Origin of the sequence: Staphylococcus sp. FSL H8-0121, assembly GCF_038008425.1 — a bacterium.
GTDB lineage: Bacteria > Bacillota > Bacilli > Staphylococcales > Staphylococcaceae > Staphylococcus > Staphylococcus pasteuri.
In genome coordinates this window covers 139,931-162,165 of the sequence record NZ_JBBOZB010000002.1, presented here as the reverse complement: position 1 = coordinate 162,165, position 22,235 = coordinate 139,931, and the positions used below count along the sequence as shown (strand labels likewise).

Below are 22,235 nucleotides of genomic sequence, written 5' to 3'. Positions count from 1 at the left end.
TTTAATTTATTTGTAGTAACTACTATTCATATGAATATGTGTTTTTAACTTTTTTACCATGAACAAAGAAATATACAATTGTAGTTAGAATGCCTAAAATAGCCATTGCTCCATAAATTTGACTATATGAAATCATATGTGTAAATAAACCTAAGAATGAAGGACCGAAGCCAATACCAACATCTAATCCGATAAAGTAAGTTGATGTAGCTAAGCCATACTTAAATGAAGGTGATACTTTAATTGAAATAGCTTGCATTGATGAAGAAAGGTTACCGTAACCAATACCTAGTAATACACCAGAAAGTAATAATAATCCACTATTAAAACTAAACATTAAACAAATGAAACTTAGTATAAGAGCAATAAATGAAGGGTAAACGACTACATTTTCATTTTTACTATCCATTAAACGACCGGCAATAGGGCGTGTAACTAAAGAAGCCACTGCGTAGAAAGTAAAGAAGTAACTAGCCGCACTGACTAAATCACGTTGCTCAGCAAAAGCTTGTAAGTACGTTAATATCGCTGCATAAGTAATACCAACTAATAACATAACAATTGCAACTGGTACAGCTTCTTTAGCGATGAAATTATGAATACTAAATCCATTTGAACTTGTGGAATTTTGTTCTTTATTCGTAGGATTAAAATCAATATTAATAAATAAGGATAAGATAAGTCCTAAAATGCCTAACACAATACATAACGTAAATAGTAAGGTGATAGAAAATGCATTCAGTAACAAAATACCAAAGAAAGGACCAACAGCTGTACCTAAAACTAAACTTAGTGAAAATAAGCTAATGCCTTCACTTTTACGTGTTTGTGGTGTGACATAAGCTGCGATAGTACCAGTTGCTGTTGTAGCAATTGCAGTTGCAATACCGTTGATTAAACGTACAAACATTAAGAAATAAATATTACCAGGAATAAAATACAATGCTTGAGTTATCACAAGACAGAAAAGACCAAACATTAAAATCTTTTTAGGACCAAATGTATTTACATATTTACCCGTTCCAAAACGACCAATTAATGATCCCACAATAAATAACCCCACGACTAGTCCAGCTAAACTATCAGATGCATGATATTCAGATTTACTATAGCCTGCGATGACTACAATCAATAAATACATACATAAGTACACGAAAAAATTTATGATGAAATTAAGATTGAAGCGTTTAGTAAAGATAGGTGCTTTAATAGATGAAGTTTCACTCATTCTTGACTCTCCTTTAGTATTGTTTCATAAATAATTGACATTGAATTAGTAATTTCTGTCAGTTGTTGCTCATTTATACCAGATTTTTCAATAATTTCATCCTGTATTTCATTTACCTCTTTATTGATAGTTTCAAAAAATTGTCGACCTTCTTCAGTTAAACTTAACCATTTTTGTCGTTTATCATTTCCAGTAGTATAAGAAATTAATTCTCTTTCGAGTAAAACTTTAATAAATTTTCTAGCAGTCGGTTTTTCTATAGCACGACGATAAGATATATTAACTAAGGTCGTTGGTTGAAATTGCGCAATATCTTTTAAAACGAGCCATTGGCCAGTATGAATATTATGTCGTTCTAATATAGGCTGAGTTAATTTAATATAGGGTCGATAAATACTAATAAAACTATTGAAAAATTTGTTGTTAATCATGAGCACACCTCAAAATTTATAATTTAGTTAGCTTAGCTAACCTTTTTGAAACGCAAGATTCATTATAAAACTAAAAGCAATATTTTTCAATACCAATTTAAAGTAAGTTTTTAGAAGTATAATACTTCGTATTTTGTTAAAATAAGAACTGAGAAATGAATAAAAAGGGGACAAAAAGATGGATTTGAAATTTGATCATATCATTCATTATATTGATCAATTAGAGCAATTTAAGTTTCCAGGTAACCTTATCACGTTGCATTCAGGTGGAAAACACAATAAATTTGGAACATTTAATAAGTTATCGTATATAAATGGAAATTACATAGAATTTTTAGATGTAGAAGATCAAGAAAAATTGCAGAAATTAGCTAAAACTGAAGAGGGAAGAGTATCATTTGCTACTAAAATAGCTCAAGATCATTTTAAACAAGGATTCAAAACCATTTGTCTAAGAACAAATAATATAGACGCTATTAAGCAAACACTGGAAGAACGTAATATAGAAGTTATTGGTCCAGTAAATATGGAGAGAGAAACTAAAAAAGGTGAAAAAATAACTTGGCGACTTTTATATATTGCTGATCCTAGTTATATGGTTAAACCACCATTTTTCATACAATGGGATCAAGGTGAAGCTAATCGATATGCACAGTTAGAACCTTTATATCAAACCCAATTCTCTATAGAGATGATAATAGTTACTACTAGTCAACGAGAAAAGACAGTACAAAACTGGCAAAATTGGTTTGATATGCAAGTTGTAAATGAAACTGATAAATACACTGATTTAATTTTAAAGGAAGATCAAATGTACTTTAGAATTGAAGATGGTAAAGAATCTGGTTATCACACTGTCGTGTTTAAAGACGCTGAGGCAACATCACCATATTCAATATATATAAGAGGTGCAAAATATCGTTTTGAACCTAATAATTAATATAGATAAGTATAAGCACTTTGTATGATAATGGCGATATGGACAACTACAATAATAATCGAAGCAATACTTAAATACATGCTAAATTGAGTTGTTCTAATAAGTAAAAAGAACAATGATAAAACGAAACTAAATGCAGCCAGTATGACTCTTAAGCTAAAATATTGGACTGTTAAATCATTATTCAAACTAATGACAATGATAAGAGCGTTTAAGATGATAAATAAAATTAATAGCGTTGGACGCAATTTGAACACCTCTTTCGTAAGAATTTTAGTGTTTTATTATACCAATTTTAAAACTGCTTTAAAAATTATTTAGCTGAAATAAAATAACTTATAGGAATTAAAGAACATGTTTTTAATGTTGTTGTAGATTCATTTATGTGTTTTATCGACACTCATAGATAGACGTTGTATAATTATAGTTATTGTTAATAAAAAGGAGATATTATAAACCATGGAAAAGATGAATATCACTAATCAAGAACATGACGCATTTGTAAAATCTCATCCAAATGGCGATTTACTGCAACTTACGAAATGGGCAGAAACAAAGAAATTGACTGGATGGTATTCAAGAAGAATTGCGATAGGTGAAAATGGTGAAATTAAGGGCGTTGGACAATTATTATTCAAAAAAATTCCGAAACTACCATTTACATTATGTTATGTATCTAGAGGATTTGTAACTGATTACGATAATAAAGAAGCATTATCACAATTATTAGAAGAAGCGAAAAAAGTAGCTAAAGAAGAAAAAGCTTACGCAATTAAAATAGATCCAGACGTTGAAGTAGAACACGGTGCTGAAGCATTGAAAAATTTACGTAATTTAGGATTTAAGCATAAAGGATTTAAAGAAGGTTTATCTAAAGATTATATTCAACCAAGAATGACAATGATCACACCAATTGATAAATCTGATGAAGACATTATTCAAAGTTTTGAAAGACGAAATCGCTCTAAAGTGAGATTAGCATTAAAAAGAGGTACGAAAGTTGAAAGAGCTGGTAGAGAAGGATTAAAAACATTCGCACATTTAATGCAAATTACAGGAGAACGAGATGGATTCTTAACTAGAGATATTAGTTACTTTGAAAATATATATGATGCATTACATGAAGATGGCGATGCAGAATTGTTCTTAGTTAAATTAGAACCAAAACCAGTGCTTGAAACAGTGAATTCAGAAATTAAAGAATTAGAAAATGAAATTGAAAAACTTCAAAATAAAAAGCAAGATAAAAAAACACTAAATAAAATCAATGATGCTAATAATAAAATTAAAAAATCTCAAGATTTAAAAGATGATTTATTAAGACTTGAAAAAGAACATCCAGAAGGTATTTATTTATCAGGTGCATTATTAATGTTTGCAGGTAGTAAATCTTATTACTTATATGGCGCTTCATCTAATGACTTCCGAGATTTCTTACCTAATCATCATATGCAATATACTATGATGAAATATGCTCGTGATCACGGAGCTAAAACATATGATTTTGGTGGAACTGATAATAATCCAGACAAAGATTCAGACCATTATGGATTATGGACATTTAAAAAAGTATGGGGAACTTACTTAAGTGAAAAAATTGGTGAATTTGATTATGTTTTAAATCAACCACTTTACCAACTTATTGAACAAGTTAAACCAAAATTAACAAAAGCTAAAATTAAACTATCACGAAAATTAAAGCGTAAATAAATTTTTTATTATCTGAACGATTCTATAAATAAAGAACGTTCAGATTTTTTTAGAATCATTTTTTAAAATAATAGAATATAGCACTATATATAAATTGATAAAAGGGGACACTAATTATATGATCAAAAAGCTATTGCAATTTTCTTTAGGCAATAAGTTCGCAATATTCTTGATGGTATTACTCGTTATTTTAGGTGGAGTGTATGCTAGTGCCAAGTTAAAACTTGAATTATTACCGGACGTAGAGAATCCTATGATCTCAGTTCAAACAACAATGCCTGGTGCCACACCACAAACTACTCAAGATGAGATTAGCAGTAAAATAGATAGTCAAGTTAGATCGATGGCATATGTTAAAAGCGTTAAAACTGAATCTATCCCAAATGCTTCAATTGTAACTGTAGAATATAATAATGATACAGACATGGATAAAGCTGAGGAACAGTTAAAAAAAGAAATTGATAAACTTAAATTCAAAGACGGGGTCAGTGATCCTGAATTAACAAGAAATTCTATGGATGCATTTCCTATCGTAGCTTATTCTTTAACAGATAAAGATAATGATTTAAAATCAGTAACTAAAAAATTAAACCAGCAACTTATTCCAAAATTACAAACAATCGATGGTGTTCAAAATGCTCAATTAAATGGCCAAACAAATCGTGAAGTAACATTAAAGTTCAAGCAAAAAGAACTTGATGAAAAAGGTGTTACAGCAGATGATGTCGAAAACTATTTAAAAACAGCGACTCGAGAAACGCCGCTAGGGCTTTTCCAATTTGGAGATACTGACAAATCTATCGTTGTCGATGGACAGTTTACATCAGTCAATGCACTGAAAAACTTAAAAATCCCTGCAACGATTGCCGGACAAGGACAAAGTAGTGATAGCAGCGACGATGGAGAGAGCGACAGCTTAATGCCATCTGATCAATCATCAGCGTCCGCTGGTAGTTCTAAACAAAGTTCATCAGGCTCTATGCCTACATTTAAATTAAAAGACGTAGCTAATATTACGGTTGGTGATGAACGTACATCCATTTCGAAAACGAATGGAAAAGATGCAGTAAATTTACAAATAACAAAAGCTCAAGATGCTAATACCGTTCAAGTTGCAAAAGATGTACAGAAAAAAGTAGATGAATTTGAAAAAAATAATAGTGAAATGAAAGCTATTAAAACGATGGATACTGCTAAACCAATTGAAGATTCTTTATATACTATGATTGAAAAAGCAGCATTAGGAACAATCGTAGCTATCGTAGTTATATTGTTATTCTTAAGAAATATACGAACAACAGCTATTTCAGTCGTTTCAATACCAATGTCAATATTAATTGCATTCGTAGCATTGAAATTATCTAATGTGTCACTAAATATATTGACTTTAGGAGCATTAACAGTAGCTATTGGACGAGTTATAGATGATTCTATCGTTGTGGTTGAAAATATATATAGACGTTTATCTGATAAAAATGAACAACTCAAAGGTGATTCATTAATCATAAACGCAACAACTGAAGTGTTTAAACCAATACTATCTTCAACATTGGTTACTATTATTGTGTTCTTGCCATTAGCATTTGTGTCAGGGTCTGTTGGTGAAATGTTCAGACCATTCGCACTCGCAATTACATTCAGTTTATTAGCTTCATTATTAGTATCAATCACAGTAGTTCCAGCGCTAGGTTCTACGCTATTTAGAAAAGGAATCCAAACTAAACCTCAAAAACAAAAGCATGGGGTAGTTAGTGAGGGGTATAAAAAGGTATTAAATTGGTCACTTAATCATAAGTGGATCGTCATTATAATTAGTATTGTATTACTAGTTGGAAGTATTGGATTAGGTGCTGCAAAATTAGGCACAAGTTACATTTCATCAGGAGATAATAAATTCATGGCGTTAACTTATACGCCTAAACCAGGTGAAACTGAAAAATCAGTGCTCGAACATGGTGAACAAGTTCAAAAGTATTTAAAATCTAAAGATAAAGTTAACACTGTTCAATATTCTGTAGGAGGGCCAACACCATCTGATCCTACTGGTAGTACAAATAGTATGGCGTTGATGGTAGATTATGATAAAGATACGCCAAACTTTGAAGAAGAGCCAGATAAAGTATTAAAACATGTTGATTCATTTAAACATCCTGGTCAATGGAAGAACCAAGATTTAGGTACTGGTGCTGGAAATGATTCTATTGAAGTAACAGTTAAAGGTCCATCAACGGATGCTATTAAAGGTACTGTTCATAAAATTGAAAGCACTATGAAAGATGTTAAAGGTATCAATAATGTTAAATCAGATTTATCACAAACATACGATCAATGTGAAGTAAAAGTCGATCAAAATAAAGCGGCAGATAATGGAATATCAGCTAGTCAGCTTGCGATGAATTTAAATGAAAACTTACCAGAAAAAACAATTACGACAGTTAAAGAAAACGGTAAGAAAATAGATGTTAAAGTAAAACAAAACAAGCAAACTGATTGGTCACAAAGTAAATTAGAAAATATTAAATTGAAAAAACCAACAGGTGGTTCAATTAAATTAAGTGAAATTGCTAGTCTTAAAAAATCAACTACACCAAGTAAATTGACTCAAGAAGATGGTGACTATTCAACTACAGTTTCAGGTAAGATTACGACAAGTGATGTAGGTGGTACTTCACAAAAAGTAATGTCTAAAATTAATAAAATTGATAAACCACATAGCGTAAAAGTGAATGTTGGAGGCGCAACTGATGACATCAACTCTGCTATATCTCAACTTGCAATAGCTATGTTAGCAGCAATAATTATAGTGTATCTTATATTAGTAATTACATTTAAAGGTGGATTAGCTCCATTCACTATTTTATTCTCATTACCATTTACAATAATAGGTGTTGTATTATCACTTGTGATTACAGGCGAAACTATCTCAGTACCTAGTTTAATTGGTATGTTGATGTTAATTGGTATTGTTGTTACAAATGCCATTGTTTTGATAGATAGAGTTATTAATAATGAAAAATCAGGTATGGATATGAAAGCTGCTTTAATTGAAGCGGGAGGAACGAGAATTCGTCCTATATTAATGACAGCAATAGCAACAATAGGTGCTTTAGTACCGTTGTTATTTGGTGAAGATAGTTCTATCTTAATATCTAAAGGAATGGCAGCAACTGTTATTGGAGGACTAATATCTTCAACAATATTAACGCTTGTTGTTGTTCCAGTAATTTACGAAATTTTATTCACAATTAAAGATAAAATTTATCGTAAACTAAACAGAAAATAATTAAAAAAGCATCATTCCTTCAAAAAGGAATGATGCTTTTTACTTTAGTATAAAATTAAAGTTAGAATGATATAAATCACAAACAAACCGATTGATAATATATTTAAAATATTAACGCCTTTATCATCATTCTTAAGTGTTTTAAATGCAGTAACTTCTACATTTCCAACTAAAAGTAGCAACACTATAAATACCCACCAGTTCTCACTAGGGAACTGCATCGTTGTAATTGCTACAACAAATAACAATAATATACCCATTATGATTCTTAAAATTCTAGTGAAAATTGAATTCATCTTGAATATACTTATGTAACTTACAATTAAGTATAGTAAAGGCAATAAGATTAAGTATAATTTCATGAATTGACATCCTTTCTTTTCCGAATATATATTAGCACGTTCACATACTTATGACTAGGATGTCTAAAGAAATGTAGTTAAATTGTGACATGTAATTAATTATTGTTCATTTATTTGCTTTCTTACATTGGCCATTTCTTTCTCAATTTCTTCAAGCTGATTGACTAAAGGATCGATATTTTGATTTAATGACTCGCGCTTTTCTAAGTCACCTTGTAGTCTAGTATAATCATATTTTAGTTCTGTTAATTTACTTTCTAAATCCATTATACAATCGCTCGTTAATTTAAAGTATGATTAAATTATAGCATGAAACAAACTAGTTCTAAAATTTATAGCAAATGTGTTAAAGTTATCAATTGAAAGTGTTGAGATACGTGAAAGAAGGGCTAATATGACAGAACAATTTGTAATGATCATTCTTTTAATTGCTTTAGGCTATTTTTTAAAGCGTATTAATTATTTGAAAGCAACAGATAGCCAAGTGCTTTCAACAATAGTATTAAATGTGACTTTACCTTCTTTAGTTATCGTGAATTTAAATAAAGCTGATTTAAACCTATCATTTTCTATTTTGCCTATTATGATGATTATCTACGGTGTTGTCGCAAAAATAATTGTTATTTGGAGTTTCCGTAAATACGATAATCAAATGCGTGGTTCTGTTGGTATGATGATTGGAGCTATGAATATTGGATTATTTGCTTATCCATTAGTAGATGCTATATGGCCAAGTAAGGGAATGGTTTATTTTGGCATGGTTGATATTGGTGGCGCAGTTATTATGTTTGGTCTCACTTACTTTGTTGGAAGTTACTTTAGTGAGGGAAGTGACCAATTCAATTTTAAATTCTTAGTTAAGAAATTAATTCAATCTGTACCACTGGTTACTTATATTGTTATGTTTATACTTAATATGGCGAATATTCATTTACCTAAAGTGTCTATTGATTTCTTTTCAATTTTAGGAAAAGCTAATATGCCACTATCTATGATTTTATTAGGCGTAATGTTGAACTTTACTATTGAAAAAGCTTATTTACCTGCAGCAATGAAATATCTTTCTCTTCATTATGGAATTGGTCTTATTGCTGGATTAATTGTATATTTCTTCTTACCAGTTTCAGATCAGATGATTAAAACGACATTGCTTATCACATGGTTATTACCAGTTGGTGTGGCAATTATTCCTTATTCAATACAATTCAAATATAAAACACTACCCTTAATAGGGATGGTAACTAATTTATCAATTGTTATAAGTATTGTTATTATATATGTTTATCAAGCGTTCTTTGTTTCATAATAAATAGAAATAGTTATTTATAAATAAAAAGCCATGCAATTCATGAACACACTACATTAATTTAATGTATGTTACACATGAAAATTGCATGGTTTATTGTTTGACTTAGCCTTTACCTCCCATGAAAGCTGGATAGTTTGTCATACCGCCATCTACATAAATAGTAGTTCCGTGGATATAACTAGCTAAGTCTGATGCTAAGAATAATGCAGCATTAGCGATATCTTGAGCATCTCCAATTTCTCTAGCTGGGATCATTTCTAATGTTTTCTCACGAGTTTTTGGATCAGAGAATTTTTCTTTAGTATGTTCAGTAACAACAGCTCCAGGGGATATATTATTAATACGAATTCCATATTGTGCATATTCCATTGACATGGTTTCCATCATTAATTTTAATCCACCTTTACTTGAAGCATAGTGAACATAATTTGGCCATGGAATAGTATCATGAACACTTGAAGTATTAATAATAACACCTTTTTTATCTTCTTTTCTGAAGAGTTTTACTGCTTCACGTGAACCTATAAACGCACCTGTTAAGTTGATATCTATCACTTTTTGCCATTCTTCAATCGTCATTTCATGCGATGGTGTTGCTTTTTCAAAACCAGCATTGTTAATCATGATATCTAAAGTACCGAAATGGTCTACAGATTGATTGATTAAATTAATGACATCTTCTTCTTTAGCCATATCTCCTTGAACGAGTAACGCATCTCCACCAGCTTGTTTGATGATATTTACAGATTCTTGTAATGATTCATCATGTTTATCAGAACGATAGTTAAGCACGACTTTTGCTTTGGCTTTACCAAAATTTTCTGCAAAAGATTTACCGATACCACTACCAGCTCCTGTAATGATAACAACTTTATTTTCTAATTCTTTAAACATGGAAATGCCTCCTAAAAATGTTTTATTTTAGGTTACCTAAAATAATTGCTGCAATAATAATGAGTATGATACCTGACCAAATACCCATCATCTGACGACGGTCTTTTTTCTCTCCTAAAATAAAAATGCCACCAAGTGTAGATACGATAACTAATAATTGAGATAATGAAAAACTAGTTGCAACACCTACTTTAGGTTGAGAATAGAACATAAATAAGTTACCGATTGCCCATACAATACCAGGAATTAAATTGAGGGCAGTAGACTTGATAGACGTTTTGTGATTCATTGAAAGAATGAAACCACCAATAGCCATACCAACAGATTGGAAGAATAGTGCTTTTGTACCACTAACATTGAAGATATCTCCTAGTACGACATAGCCAACATAACCTACTGTTGAAATTAGAAGGATACCCATTGCTTTTTTAAATTCAGGATCATTTGATTTACCTTCATTTTTAGCTTTTAATGATGTTAATGCGATACCTGAAACTAATAAGACCATAGAAATCAGTCCGAATACGACTTGTATCATTGTGCTCCATTCGCCTAGGAATATAACACTAAATAAAGTAGTACCAACTAATTGCATACCAGTAGAAATTGGCATTGTTTTTGAAACACCAATTAAATTAACAGATTTTAATTGGTTACCTTGACCAAATGCCCATAATGCACCTGAGAATAATCCAACAATAATAACAGTTAAATCATCAAATGCTGCATTACCTGTTAGTAATAAAATAATACCAACAATGAGTGCACCTAAAGTAGTACCTCTAATTTGATTATAGGGGCCTCCACCTACGAATACATTGATTATTACAACACTACCCCAAAATAGTGCAGGTAATAATGCTATTAAAATATCAAGAAACTGCATATGTTTCTCACTCTCCTAAATAAACGAATTAAGTGCTTCCCCTTTAATAACACTTGAAGTTAATTCTAAAACAATTAAGTTGAATAGTAAAAAACATCGGCTTATTTTAGAAAAGTAAAAAGGGGAGTAGGACCGAAATAAATTTTGGAAAATTATTATTTCAGTCCTACTCCCAAGTTTAATCAATAATTAAGTTTCTGGATTAGTAGCATTTTCATGAATGTATTGTGGTTCTAATTTATACTTTTTATATTCATAATTAGTAGTAAATCCAAGTTCATTAAAACGTTCTACGAGCTTACTATTTTTGTTTCGAATTTTAAAATAAACTTTATGCAGTTCATAATGAGAAAAAGCGTAATGCAAAGCATACTCCAATAAATCAAAAGCAATTCCTTTCATTCGATAATCTATGTGAGAACTGAAATGTTTAATTTCTGCTTTAGATTTTTGAGGATTAACATGTAGATATAAATAACCTTTTAAAAGTCCTTCGCTTACAAAAAGAAATAGCTTATTATTTTCATCTAATGTATTAACAATATCATCTGCTTTCATTGCATCATGTTTAAATGTCTTATGATGCATTTTTGCCAATGCTCTATGGAAACCTTTTTGATATTCTATAATATTTTGTTCATTTTCTAATTCCCCAATAACTTGATGTGCCTCTAAATAATAGTCAGTAAAATTATAACTTGCTTTTATTTGCTTAATAAAAGGTTTATAAGTTTGAACGCCTTCTTCAAATGAAAAGTTATATATAGCATTATCAGGTTGATTTTCTGTCATTGCATTGAATAGGTTTTGAAATAACTGTGGAGTGACGTCAAAATTTGGCTCTATAAAAGGGCCAATTATCTTAAACTTATGTGTTTCATAAGAAATCGCAATGATTAATGCTTTTATTTGATTATTATCAGAAATGGCAAAAGCGCCAGGAGTTTTAATTGCTTCTTCTAATAAATGATCAAATTCTGCAAATTGTTGAGGTATTTTATATAAATAGGAAGTTACTTGGTAATCAGCAGTTTCAATAAAAGCTTTTATTTTTTTAGGGTCCTTCAACTGAATAATATCCATGTTCTTACCTCCGTACCGTATTTATTAATTTAATTATATGAGTAATTGCATTGAAATGAAAGTTAATATATATACGTACATGTTACAATTAAGGTAACTATTCTTAAAGCAAATTAATCAAACATAAACTTAAAATGTATTAAATATAGAAAGGGAACTATAACTCATGCAATCATTAATTTTAGCGGAAAAACCATCAGTAGCTCGAGATATTGCAAATGCACTCAATATCAATCAAAAAAGAAATGGCTATTATGAAAATAATCAATATATTGTTACTTGGGCATTAGGACATTTAGTGACTAATGCAACGCCAGAACAATATGATAAGAAATATCAAGAATGGAAACTTGAAGACTTACCAATAATTCCAAAACATATGAAAACAATAGTTATAGGTAAAACTAGTAAACAGTTTAAGACTGTAAAATCACTAATACTTAACCAGAATGTGAATAAAATTATAATTGCTACTGATGCAGGAAGAGAAGGAGAGCTTGTAGCAAGATTGATTTTAGATAAAGTGGCAAATAAAAAGCCAATCAAACGATTATGGATTAGTTCAGTAACTAAAAAAGCAATCAAAGATGGATTTAACCACTTGAAAGATGGAAGACAATATCAACATTTATATGAAGCAGCTTTAGCCAGAAGTGAAGCGGATTGGGTGGTTGGTATTAATGCAACAAGAGCATTAACAACAAAATATGATGCACAGTTATCACTTGGACGCGTACAGACGCCAACAATTCAACTAGTACAATCTCGTCAAAATGAAATTAATCAATTTAAACCACAAACCTATTACACTCTTACAGCTATAGTGGATGGTTTTGAATTTAATTATGTTTCAAAACAACAAAGAATTACTGACCAACAAAAATTAAAAAATATTATGAATCAAATAAATAAACAGCAAGGTAATATAGAAAAAGTTGAATCTAAAATTAAGAAAACATTTCCTAAGCCACTTTATAATTTAACTGATCTACAACAAGACGCTTATAATCGATTTAAAATGGGGACCAAAGAGACACTAAATACGTTACAAAATTTATATGAAAGACATAAATTAGTAACGTATCCACGTACAGATTCCAATTATTTAACTGCAGATATGGTTTCTACAATAAAAGAAAGATTACAAGCCTTATTAGCTACAGACTATAAAGAAAGTGTTCGTAATTTAATAGGAAAGTCATATTCCGCTAAAATGCATATATTTAATGATCAAAAGGTTTCAGATCACCATGCTATTATACCTACTGAGATAAGACCTGATTTTTCACAATTAAGTAATAGAGAAAGTAAAATTTATATGCTTATTGTAGAAAGATTTCTAGAAAGTTTAATGCCTCCTTATGAATATGAAAGTATTAAAGTACACTTAACTGTTAATGGTTATCAATTTGAATTACAAGAAAAAGTTACAAAACAATTAGGGTATAAGGCTTTAAAAGAAAATGAGCAATCAGTTGTTACTCAGCATCCTTTTAAAAACAATCAAGTCGTCACTGTCTCAAATTCTAAAATTAAAGATCATCAAACAACACCACCTGACTATTTTAATGAAGGAACATTATTAAAAGCGATGGAAAATCCTCAAAACTATATTCAACTTAAGGATAAAAAACATGCACATACTCTGAAGGAAACAGGCGGTATTGGAACTGTTGCGACACGTGCGGATATCATTGAAAAACTATTTAATATGAATGCAATAGAATCAAGAGATGGTAAAATTAAAGTAACTTCAAAAGGTAAACAAATTTTAGAATTAGCACCTCAAAAATTAACATCACCATTATTAACTGCTGAATGGGAAGAAAAATTATTGCTTATTGAAAAAGGTAAATATAATAAACAGCAGTTTATAAAAGAAATGAAAGAATTAACAACAGAAGTAGTGAACACAATTAAGAATAGCGAACAAAAATATAAACATGATAATTTAACTACAACAGAATGTCCTACTTGTGGCAAATTTATGATTAAAGTTAAAACTAAAAATGGACAAATGTTGGTATGCCAAGATCCATCTTGTAAAACAAAGAAAAATGTCCAAAGAAAAACAAATGCACGTTGTCCTAACTGTAAAAAGAAAATGACTTTATTTGGTAAAGGTAAGGATGCGACATATAGATGTACATGTGGTCATTCAGAAACACAAGCTCAAATGGATAAACGTATGAAAGAAAAATCAAGCGGTAAAGTTTCTAAAAAAGAAATGAAGAAATACATGAATCAACAAGAAGAATTAGACAATAATCCGTTCAAAGATGCTTTGAAAAATCTAAAACTATAAATAAATTCGAACAAAAGGAAAAAGAATATAACTAAAGTTCGTATTTAGTATTGTCATTTTAGAGATTTGGTATTAAACTTATTAAGTATTTCAAAAAAAGGAGCATTAGCCGTGAAAAAATACTTCAAGTTCGATGAACATGGTACTAACTTTAAAAAAGAAATTTTAGGTGGTATCACTACGTTTTTATCAATGGCGTACATACTAGCTGTAAACCCTCAAGTATTAAGCCTAGCAGGAGTCAAAGGTGTATCTGAAGATATGAAAATGGATCAGGGAGCCATTTTTGTTGCGACTGCTTTAGCTGCGTTTGTAGGTTCGCTATTTATGGGACTCATAGCAAAATACCCTATAGCATTAGCACCTGGCATGGGATTAAATGCATTTTTCGCATTTACAGTAGTTCTTACAATGGGGATACCATGGAAAGTCGGATTAACTGGCGTTCTATTCTCAGGTATATTCTTTGCAATATTAACAGTAACCGGATTAAGGGAAATAATTATTAACGCAATACCTTATCAAATGAAGATGGCTGTTTCTGCTGGAATAGGGTTGTTTATAACCTTTGTAGGTTTACAAAGTTCAGGAATTATTGTGAAAAATGATTCAACATTAGTTACCCTAGGGCATTTAACGAAAGCACCAGTATTATTAGCAATATTTGGTATTGTTATTACCGTTATTTTATACACTAAAAAAGTACCGGGTTCTATATTTATAGGTATGATAATTACTGCAATAGTAGGAATGATAACTGGACAAATACATACGCCAACTGGCATTGTAGGTCACGTTCCAAGTATTAAACCAACTTTCGGAGCTGCATTTGAATCATTTAAGGATCCAGGTCAATTATTTACTATTCAATTTTTAATTGTTATTCTAACATTCCTATTTATTGATTTCTTTGATACTGCAGGAACATTAGTAGCTGTTGCAACTCAAGCAGGAATTATGAAAGATAATAAACTTCCTAGAGCAGGTAGAGCGTTATTTTCAGATTCATTAGCTACAATTGTTGGTTCTATATTCGGTACAACAACGACTACTTCTTATATAGAATCTACGTCAGGTGTTGCAGTTGGTGCAAGAACAGGATTCGCAAGTATTGTTACAGGTTGCTGTTTCTTACTAGCTTTATTCTTTAGTCCACTAATTGCAGTTGTAACAAGTGCTGTAACTACACCGGCATTGGTAGTGGTAGGTGTACTAATGGCTGCAAACTTTGCGGAAATCAATTGGAAAAAATTCGAAGTCGCTGTACCTGCTTTTATAACAATCATCATGATGCCTTTATCTTATTCAATTGCAACAGGTATAGCTTGTGGATTTATCTTTTATCCAATTACAATGATTATTAGTAAAAGACATAAAGAAGTACATCCAATTATGTATGTATTAATGGTATTATTTATCTTATACTTTGTATTCGTACATGGCTAAATAAAAAATAAGACGCTCGTACTTAAAATAGTACGAACGTCTTTTTTTAGTTGTGAAATGAATTCAAGTTTATTTAGACTTATGACCATCTTTATATTGAGTATAAATAACGCGAGCATTTTTATTAGGAACATAAGTTGGAGCAGCTAAGACTATAAATACAAAGAAAATCATTAATACGAATAAAGCCCAATGTATAATTATACCAATAAATGGAATGAATGCGACAAACGAACCAATAATACCTAAAATAGGTATAATGACCATTGGTTTAATTGTGTTTTGTTTATCAACTAATAGAATAATCGTTAAAACCAAATAGAGAAAAGCGTTAAATAATAGAAGTTGCCAACCAAAACTTAAAATTACACTGCCACCTAAAAAAGGAATCCCATAAAAGAACTCACATATAACTAGGAAGACGCCAATAATGGATAGGGCAAGCTTAATACCGTTTTTCAAATGATTCACCCCCGTTCTCTACTATTATAATAGAAAATGATTAAGGTTAATATTAATATGATTAAATTTAGTCTTGTAATTACATATTTAAATATAAAAATTTCCCTAAAAAGGTTGAACAAGAGATACATTTAAAGTACAATAACAAAGTATGTGTTAGACAAAACAGAAAAAAGTTAATGAAAACAATTGATTTATCAGTGTTTTTCATGTAACATATCTAATGTTGGACTTTAAATAACGCGATGAAGCGAAAGGTTACTGACACACCCGGCCGCTTTGCCATGGCGCTGTGTGAGATAGTTTTCGTGGAGAAGTCTATCACTTAAATGTAGACGAATAAGGAGGGAAAATTATGGCAAAACAAAAAATCAGAATCAGATTAAAAGCTTATGATCACCGTGTGATTGATCAATCAGCAGAAAAAATTGTTGAAACTGCTAAACGTTCTGGTGCAGATGTTTCTGGACCAATTCCGTTACCAACTGAAAAATCAGTTTATACAATCATCCGTGCCGTGCATAAGTACAAAGATTCACGTGAACAATTCGAACAACGTACACATAAACGTTTAATCGATATTGTTAACCCAACACCAAAAACAGTTGATGCTCTAATGGGCTTAAACTTACCATCTGGTGTAGACATCGAAATTAAATTATAATAGAAAAAATTAGGAGGTGGACTTTCGATGACCAAAGGAATCTTAGGAAGAAAAATCGGGATGACACAAGTGTTTGGAGAAAACGGTGAATTAATCCCAGTAACAGTAGTAGAAGCAGGACAAAACGTTGTATTACAAAAGAAAACTGAAGAAGTTGACGGTTACAACGCAATCCAAGTAGGATTTGAAGATAAAAAAGCATATAAAAAAGGTTCAAAAACTAACAAATATGCTAATAAACCAGCTGAAGGTCATGCTAAAAAAGCTGACACAGCACCTAAGCGCTTCATTCGTGAATTCAGAAACGTTAATGTTGATGAATACGAAGTAGGTCAAGAAGTCTCAGTTGATACATTCGAAACTGGTGACATCATTGATGTTACAGGTGTTTCAAAAGGTAAAGGTTTCCAAGGTGCTATTAAACGCCACGGACAATCTCGTGGACCAATGGCTCACGGTTCTCATTTCCACAGAGCACCAGGTTCTGTAGGTATGGCTTCAGATGCTTCAAGAGTATTTAAAGGTCAAAAAATGCCAGGCCGTATGGGTGGAAACACAGTTACTGTACAAAACCTAGAAGTAGTACAAGTTGACACTGAAAACAGTGTAATCTTAGTAAAAGGTAATGTACCTGGACCTAAAAAAGGTTTAGTAGAAATTTCAACTTCAATTAAATCAATTAAAAAAGGTAATAAATAATCAATAAGCGAAAGGAGGAAAATGCATAATGGCTAATTATGATGTTTTAAAAGTAGACGGATCAAAAAGTGGTTCAGTTGAATTAAGCGATGCAGTCTTTGCAATCGAACCAAACAATAGTGTCCTTTTCGAAGCTATCAATTTACAACGTGCTTCATTACGTCAAGGTACACATTCAGTTAAAAACCGTTCAGCAGTACGCGGCGGTGGACGTAAACCATGGAGACAAAAAGGAACAGGTCGTGCTCGTCAAGGTACAATTCGTGCACCTCAATGGCGCGGTGGTGGTATTGTATTCGGACCAACTCCAAGAAGTTACGGATATAAAATGCCTAAGAAAATGCGTCGTTTAGCATTACGTTCTGCATTGTCATTTAAAGTTAAAGAAAATGGATTTACAGTTGTTGATGCATTCGGATTTGATGCACCAAAAACAAAAGAATTCAAAAATGTTTTAACTACATTAGAACAACCTAAAAAAGTATTAGTTGTTGTTGAAAACGAAGATGTTAACGTTGAATTATCAGCACGTAACATCCCTGGTGTTCAAGTAACAACTGCTCAAGGTTTAAATGTATTAGATATCACAAGTGCTGACAGTTTAGTAATTACTGAAGCTGCTGCTAAAAAAGTTGAGGAGGTGCTCGGATAATGGAAGCTAGAGATATTCTTAAGCGCCCCGTAATCACTGAAAAATCTTCAGAAGCAATGGCGGAAGATAAATATACTTTCGATGTTGATACTCGTGCTAACAAAACACAAGTTAAAATTGCTGTTGAAGAAATCTTCGACGTAAAAGTTGATAATGTAAACATCATCAACTATAAACCTAAGAAAAAACGTATGGGCCGTTACCAAGGCTACACAAATAAAAGAAGAAAAGCGATTGTTAAACTAAAAGAAGGTTCAATCGACTTATTCAACTAAAACATTACCAATAAGGAGGTAAACGACAATGGCTCTTAAAAAATATAAGCCAATAACTAATGGTCGTCGTAATATGACTTCATTAGATTTCGCTGAAATTACGAAAACTACACCAGAAAAGTCATTATTACAACCGCTACCGAAAAGAGCGGGACGTAACAACCAAGGTAAATTGACTGTTCGCCATCACGGTGGAGGACATAAACGTCAATACCGAGTTATCGATTTCAAACGTAACAAAGATGGTATCAACGCTAAAGTTGATTCAATCCAATACGATCCAAACCGTTCAGCTAACATTGCTTTATTAGTATATGCTGACGGAGAAAAACGTTATATTATCGCACCTAAAGGATTACAAGTAGGACAAGTAGTTGAAAGTGGTGCTGAAGCAGATATCAAAATTGGTAATGCTTTACCATTACAAAACATTCCTGTAGGTACTGTAATTCATAATATTGAGTTAAAACCTGGTAAAGGTGGACAAATCGCTCGTTCAGCTGGTGCTAGTTCACAAGTGTTAGGTAAAGAAGGTAAATACGTATTAATCAGATTACGCTCTGGTGAAGTTCGTATGATTCTTTCAACTTGCCGTGCTACAATTGGACAAGTTGGTAATATCCAACACGAACTAGTAAATGTTGGTAAAGCAGGTCGTTCAAGATGGAAAGGTATCCGTCCAACAGTTCGTGGTTCTGTAATGAACCCTAACGATCACCCACACGGTGGTGGTGAAGGACGTGCTCCAATCGGTAGACCATCTCCAATGTCACCTTGGGGTAAACCTACGCTTGGTAAGAAAACTCGTCGTGGTAAAAAATCTTCAGACAAACTTATCGTTCGTGGACGTAAGAAAAAATAATAAAATTAACTTATTTGGGTGTGCGGCTTAATTGCTGCACGCACAGAATAAGAAGGGAGGCGCCCAAATGGCTCGTAGTATTAAAAAAGGACCTTTCGTTGATGACCACTTAATGAAAAAAGTGGAAGCACAAGACGGAAGTGAAAAAAAACAAGTAATTAAAACATGGTCTCGTCGTTCTACAGTTTTCCCAAATTTCATTGGTCATACTTTCGCAGTATACGATGGACGTAAACATGTACCTGTATATGTAACAGAAGATATGGTAGGTCACAAATTAGGTGAATTCGCACCAACTCGTACATTTAAAGGTCATGCTGTTGACGATAAAAAAACAAGAAGATAATTTTTAAAAAGTAGAGGAGGAAATCCTAATGGAAGCAAAAGCGGTTGCTAGAACAATAAGAATCGCACCTCGTAAAGTAAGACTAGTTCTTGACTTAATTAGAGGTAAAAATGCTGGAGAAGCTATTGCAATTTTAAAATTAGCAAACAAAGCTTCATCACCAGTGATCGAAAAAGTATTAATGTCCGCTTTAGCAAATGCTGAACATAACTACGACATGAACACAGATGAATTAGTAGTAAAAGAAGCTTATGCTAATGAAGGACCAACTTTAAAACGTTTCCGCCCACGTGCGCAAGGACGTGCAAGTGCGATAAACAAACGTACAAGCCACATTACAATCGTCGTAAGTGACGGTAAAGAAGAAGCTAAAGAAGCTTAATAACTTTCTAAGGAGGGAATACTGTGGGTCAAAAAATTAATCCAATCGGACTTCGTGTTGGTATCATCCGTGATTGGGAAGCAAAATGGTATGCTGAAAAAGATTTCGCTTCATTATTACACGAAGATTTAAGAATCCGTAAATTTATTGATAATGAATTAAAAGAAGCATCAGTTTCTCACGTAGATATCGAACGTGCAGCTAACCGTATTAATATCGCAATTCACACTGGTAAACCAGGTATGGTAATTGGTAAAGGCGGTTCAGAAATTGACAAACTTCGTAACAAATTAAATGCTTTAACAGATAAAAAAGTACACATCAACGTAATTGAAATCAAAAAAATTGATATTGATGCAAGATTAGTTGCTGAAAATATCGCACGTCAATTAGAAAACCGTGCTTCATTCCGTCGTGTACAAAAACAAGCTATTACAAGAGCTATGAAACTTGGTGCTAAAGGTATCAAAACTCAAGTATCAGGTCGTTTAGGCGGAGCAGATATCGCTCGTGCTGAACAATATTCTGAAGGAACTGTTCCACTTCATACATTACGTGCTGACATCGATTACGCACACGCTGAAGCAGATACTACTTATGGTAAATTAGGCGTTAAAGTATGGATCTATCGTGGAGAAGTTCTTCCTACTACTAAGAACACTAGTGAAGGAGGAAAATAATCATGTTACTACCAAAACGTGTTAAATATCGTCGTCAACATCGTCCTAAAACAACTGGTCGTTCTAAAGGCGGTAACTATGTAACATTTGGTGAGTATGGTTTACAAGCTACTACAACGTCTTGGATCACATCTCGTCAAATCGAATCAGCTCGTATTGCAATGACTCGTTATATGAAACGTGGTGGGAAAGTTTGGATCAAAATCTTCCCTCATACACCATATACTAAAAAACCTTTAGAAGTACGTATGGGTGCTGGTAAAGGTGCGGTTGAAGGCTGGATTGCAGTCGTTAAACCTGGTAGAATCTTATTTGAAGTCGCTGGGGTACAAGAAGAAGTTGCCCGCGAAGCACTACGTTTAGCAAGTCACAAACTTCCAGTAAAAACTAAGTTTGTAAAACGTGAAGAATTGGGTGGTGAAACAAATGAAAGCTAAGGAAATTAGAGACTTAACCACTTCAGAAATCGAAGAACAAATCAAATCTTCAAAAGAAGAGCTTTTTAACCTACGCTTTCAGTTAGCTACAGGTCAATTAGAAGAAACGGCACGTATTTGCACAGTAAGAAAAACGATTGCTCGTCTAAAAACTGTTGCTCGTGAAAGAGAAATTGAACAAAGTAAGGCTAATCAATAATTAATTGAAAGAGGAGGTTACAAAAGTGAGCGAAAGAAATGATCGTAAAGTTTATGTAGGTAGAGTTGTTTCTGACAAAATGGACAAGACTATTACTGTACTTGTTGAAACTTACAAAACACACAAATTATACGGTAAACGAGTAAAATACTCAAAAAAATACAAAACTCATGATGAAAACAATTCAGCTAAATTAGGAGACATTGTTAAAATTCAAGAAACTCGTCCTTTATCAGCAACAAAACGTTTTCGTTTAGTAGAAATTGTTGAAGAGTCAGTAATTATTTAATACAAGATTAGAGATAAGGGAGGTTTAACTAATGATCCAACAAGAGACACGTTTAAAAGTAGCAGACAACTCTGGTGCTCGTGAAGTTCTTACAATCAAAGTATTAGGTGGATCTGGTCGCAAAACAGCGAACATCGGCGATGTTATCGTATGTACTGTTAAAAATGCAACACCAGGTGGCGTTGTCAAAAAAGGCGAAGTTGTCAAAGCTGTTGTAGTACGTACTAAATCAGGTGTACGCCGTAACGATGGTTCATATATCAAATTTGATGAAAATGCATGTGTTATCATTCGTGATGACAAAGGCCCACGTGGTACTCGTATCTTTGGTCCGGTTGCTCGTGAATTACGTGAAGGTAACTTCATGAAGATCGTATCATTAGCACCAGAAGTACTATAAAATCAATTAAC

The 22,235-nt window shown here is 32.2% G+C and carries 27 protein-coding genes; 18 read left to right on the top strand and 9 right to left on the bottom strand.

The features are described 5' to 3' along the window. Positions 1 to 22: 22 nt before the first annotated feature. Positions 23 to 1,228, bottom strand: a complete 1,206-nt coding sequence (locus LFT63_RS06275; protein ID WP_340768330.1) for an MFS transporter — start codon at positions 1,226 to 1,228, stop codon at positions 23 to 25. Then, entirely contained in the window at positions 1,225 to 1,659 is a 435-nt protein-coding gene (locus LFT63_RS06270) for a MarR family winged helix-turn-helix transcriptional regulator (RefSeq protein WP_017638533.1), read from the bottom strand. Before LFT63_RS06270 ends, LFT63_RS06275 begins: the two co-directional genes overlap by 4 nt. A gap of 178 nt (positions 1,660 to 1,837) precedes the next feature. Between LFT63_RS06270 and LFT63_RS06265 the strand changes: the two genes are divergently transcribed. After that, a complete protein-coding gene (locus tag LFT63_RS06265; RefSeq protein ID WP_029055854.1) occupies positions 1,838 to 2,599 on the top strand; it encodes a VOC family protein in 762 nt (253 codons plus the stop codon). On the opposite strand, the gene LFT63_RS06260 is transcribed toward LFT63_RS06265, so the two are convergent. Then, positions 2,596 to 2,856 carry a hypothetical protein gene (locus LFT63_RS06260; protein WP_231290217.1) on the bottom strand — a complete coding sequence of 87 codons (261 nt, stop codon included), beginning with the start codon at positions 2,854 to 2,856 and terminating at the stop codon, positions 2,596 to 2,598. The genes LFT63_RS06265 and LFT63_RS06260 overlap by 4 nt on opposite strands. Before the next feature lie 202 nt (positions 2,857 to 3,058). Here LFT63_RS06260 and LFT63_RS06255 point away from each other — a divergent pair, with 202 nt between their 5' ends. Together LFT63_RS06255 and LFT63_RS06250 are read left to right on the top strand one after the other, a co-directional pair. After that, positions 3,059 to 4,309 (top strand): lipid II:glycine glycyltransferase FemX, encoded by a 1,251-nt coding sequence (locus LFT63_RS06255; protein WP_017638530.1) that lies wholly within the window; start codon positions 3,059 to 3,061, stop codon positions 4,307 to 4,309. Between the two features lie 118 nt (positions 4,310 to 4,427). Next, positions 4,428 to 7,592 carry an efflux RND transporter permease subunit gene (locus tag LFT63_RS06250; protein WP_340768327.1) on the top strand — a complete coding sequence of 1,055 codons (3,165 nt, stop codon included), beginning with the start codon at positions 4,428 to 4,430 and terminating at the stop codon, positions 7,590 to 7,592. Between the two features lie 44 nt (positions 7,593 to 7,636). Here the strand turns inward: LFT63_RS06250 and mspA are convergent, their stop codons facing one another. Both mspA and LFT63_RS06240 read right to left on the bottom strand, forming a co-directional pair. Continuing rightward, entirely contained in the window at positions 7,637 to 7,954 is a 318-nt protein-coding gene (mspA, locus tag LFT63_RS06245) for a membrane stabilizing protein MspA (RefSeq protein ID WP_017638528.1), read from the bottom strand. A gap of 99 nt (positions 7,955 to 8,053) precedes the next feature. Beyond that, positions 8,054 to 8,221 carry an SE1832 family protein gene (locus LFT63_RS06240; RefSeq protein ID WP_017638527.1) on the bottom strand — a complete coding sequence of 56 codons (168 nt, stop codon included), beginning with the start codon at positions 8,219 to 8,221 and terminating at the stop codon, positions 8,054 to 8,056. A 127-nt stretch (positions 8,222 to 8,348) separates the two neighbouring features. On the opposite strand from LFT63_RS06240, the gene LFT63_RS06235 reads away from it, so the two are divergent. After that, positions 8,349 to 9,260: an AEC family transporter gene (locus tag LFT63_RS06235; protein ID WP_029055856.1), complete on the top strand. Its 912-nt coding sequence runs from the start codon at positions 8,349 to 8,351 to the stop codon at positions 9,258 to 9,260. Positions 9,261 to 9,365: 105 nt separating this feature from the next. On the opposite strand, the gene LFT63_RS06230 is transcribed toward LFT63_RS06235, so the two are convergent. From LFT63_RS06230 to LFT63_RS06220, 3 genes are all read right to left on the bottom strand, one after another. After that, the gene (locus LFT63_RS06230; RefSeq protein WP_029055857.1) at positions 9,366 to 10,157 is read right to left on the bottom strand and encodes a glucose 1-dehydrogenase; all 792 of its coding nucleotides are present in this window, start codon (positions 10,155 to 10,157) and stop codon (positions 9,366 to 9,368) included. Between the two features lie 22 nt (positions 10,158 to 10,179). After that, positions 10,180 to 11,043, bottom strand: coding sequence for a GRP family sugar transporter (locus tag LFT63_RS06225; RefSeq protein WP_029055858.1), 864 nt, complete (start codon positions 11,041 to 11,043; stop codon positions 10,180 to 10,182). Between the two features lie 189 nt (positions 11,044 to 11,232). After that, the gene (locus LFT63_RS06220) at positions 11,233 to 12,126 is read right to left on the bottom strand and encodes a GNAT family N-acetyltransferase (protein WP_340768319.1); all 894 of its coding nucleotides are present in this window, start codon (positions 12,124 to 12,126) and stop codon (positions 11,233 to 11,235) included. 166 nt (positions 12,127 to 12,292) lie between these two features. On the opposite strand from LFT63_RS06220, the gene LFT63_RS06215 reads away from it, so the two are divergent. Beyond that, entirely contained in the window at positions 12,293 to 14,431 is a 2,139-nt protein-coding gene (locus LFT63_RS06215) for a DNA topoisomerase III (protein WP_107999996.1), read from the top strand. 111 nt (positions 14,432 to 14,542) lie between these two features. Further along, positions 14,543 to 15,877: an NCS2 family permease gene (locus LFT63_RS06210; RefSeq protein ID WP_017638521.1), complete on the top strand. Its 1,335-nt coding sequence runs from the start codon at positions 14,543 to 14,545 to the stop codon at positions 15,875 to 15,877. Positions 15,878 to 15,946: 69 nt separating this feature from the next. Here LFT63_RS06210 and LFT63_RS06205 read toward each other — a convergent pair whose 3' ends face one another. Then, the gene (locus LFT63_RS06205) at positions 15,947 to 16,339 is read right to left on the bottom strand and encodes a hypothetical protein (protein ID WP_340768315.1); all 393 of its coding nucleotides are present in this window, start codon (positions 16,337 to 16,339) and stop codon (positions 15,947 to 15,949) included. 355 nt (positions 16,340 to 16,694) lie between these two features. Between LFT63_RS06205 and rpsJ the strand changes: the two genes are divergently transcribed. From rpsJ to rplN, 12 genes are all read left to right on the top strand, one after another. Further along, positions 16,695 to 17,003, top strand: coding sequence for a 30S ribosomal protein S10 (rpsJ, locus tag LFT63_RS06200; RefSeq protein ID WP_001118667.1), 309 nt, complete (start codon positions 16,695 to 16,697; stop codon positions 17,001 to 17,003). A 27-nt stretch (positions 17,004 to 17,030) separates the two neighbouring features. Continuing rightward, complete coding sequence (rplC, locus tag LFT63_RS06195) at positions 17,031 to 17,702, top strand: 50S ribosomal protein L3 (RefSeq protein WP_017638519.1); 672 nt, start codon at positions 17,031 to 17,033, stop codon at positions 17,700 to 17,702. A gap of 28 nt (positions 17,703 to 17,730) precedes the next feature. Then, positions 17,731 to 18,354, top strand: coding sequence for a 50S ribosomal protein L4 (gene rplD, locus LFT63_RS06190; protein WP_017638518.1), 624 nt, complete (start codon positions 17,731 to 17,733; stop codon positions 18,352 to 18,354). Continuing rightward, entirely contained in the window at positions 18,354 to 18,629 is a 276-nt protein-coding gene (gene rplW, locus LFT63_RS06185) for a 50S ribosomal protein L23 (RefSeq protein WP_002450524.1), read from the top strand. The genes rplD and rplW overlap by 1 nt, the downstream gene beginning before the upstream one ends. Positions 18,630 to 18,657: 28 nt before the next feature. Then, entirely contained in the window at positions 18,658 to 19,491 is an 834-nt protein-coding gene (gene rplB / locus LFT63_RS06180) for a 50S ribosomal protein L2 (RefSeq protein WP_017638517.1), read from the top strand. A gap of 67 nt (positions 19,492 to 19,558) precedes the next feature. Continuing rightward, positions 19,559 to 19,837, top strand: coding sequence for a 30S ribosomal protein S19 (rpsS, locus tag LFT63_RS06175; protein WP_002450522.1), 279 nt, complete (start codon positions 19,559 to 19,561; stop codon positions 19,835 to 19,837). A gap of 28 nt (positions 19,838 to 19,865) precedes the next feature. Continuing rightward, on the top strand, positions 19,866 to 20,219 hold the full coding sequence (gene rplV / locus LFT63_RS06170) for a 50S ribosomal protein L22 (protein WP_029055861.1): 354 nt from the start codon (positions 19,866 to 19,868) through the stop codon (positions 20,217 to 20,219). Between the two features lie 23 nt (positions 20,220 to 20,242). Further along, positions 20,243 to 20,899 (top strand): 30S ribosomal protein S3, encoded by a 657-nt coding sequence (rpsC, locus tag LFT63_RS06165; protein ID WP_017638515.1) that lies wholly within the window; start codon positions 20,243 to 20,245, stop codon positions 20,897 to 20,899. Positions 20,900 to 20,901: 2 nt separating this feature from the next. Further along, complete coding sequence (gene rplP, locus LFT63_RS06160) at positions 20,902 to 21,336, top strand: 50S ribosomal protein L16 (protein WP_002450520.1); 435 nt, start codon at positions 20,902 to 20,904, stop codon at positions 21,334 to 21,336. Then, the gene (gene rpmC / locus LFT63_RS06155; protein ID WP_259356198.1) at positions 21,326 to 21,535 is read left to right on the top strand and encodes a 50S ribosomal protein L29; all 210 of its coding nucleotides are present in this window, start codon (positions 21,326 to 21,328) and stop codon (positions 21,533 to 21,535) included. The genes rplP and rpmC overlap by 11 nt, the downstream gene beginning before the upstream one ends. Before the next feature lie 25 nt (positions 21,536 to 21,560). Further along, positions 21,561 to 21,824 (top strand): 30S ribosomal protein S17, encoded by a 264-nt coding sequence (gene rpsQ / locus LFT63_RS06150; protein WP_002432741.1) that lies wholly within the window; start codon positions 21,561 to 21,563, stop codon positions 21,822 to 21,824. 31 nt (positions 21,825 to 21,855) lie between these two features. Beyond that, on the top strand, positions 21,856 to 22,224 hold the full coding sequence (gene rplN / locus LFT63_RS06145; RefSeq protein WP_017638514.1) for a 50S ribosomal protein L14: 369 nt from the start codon (positions 21,856 to 21,858) through the stop codon (positions 22,222 to 22,224). The last annotated feature ends 11 nt before the right edge of the window (positions 22,225 to 22,235 follow it).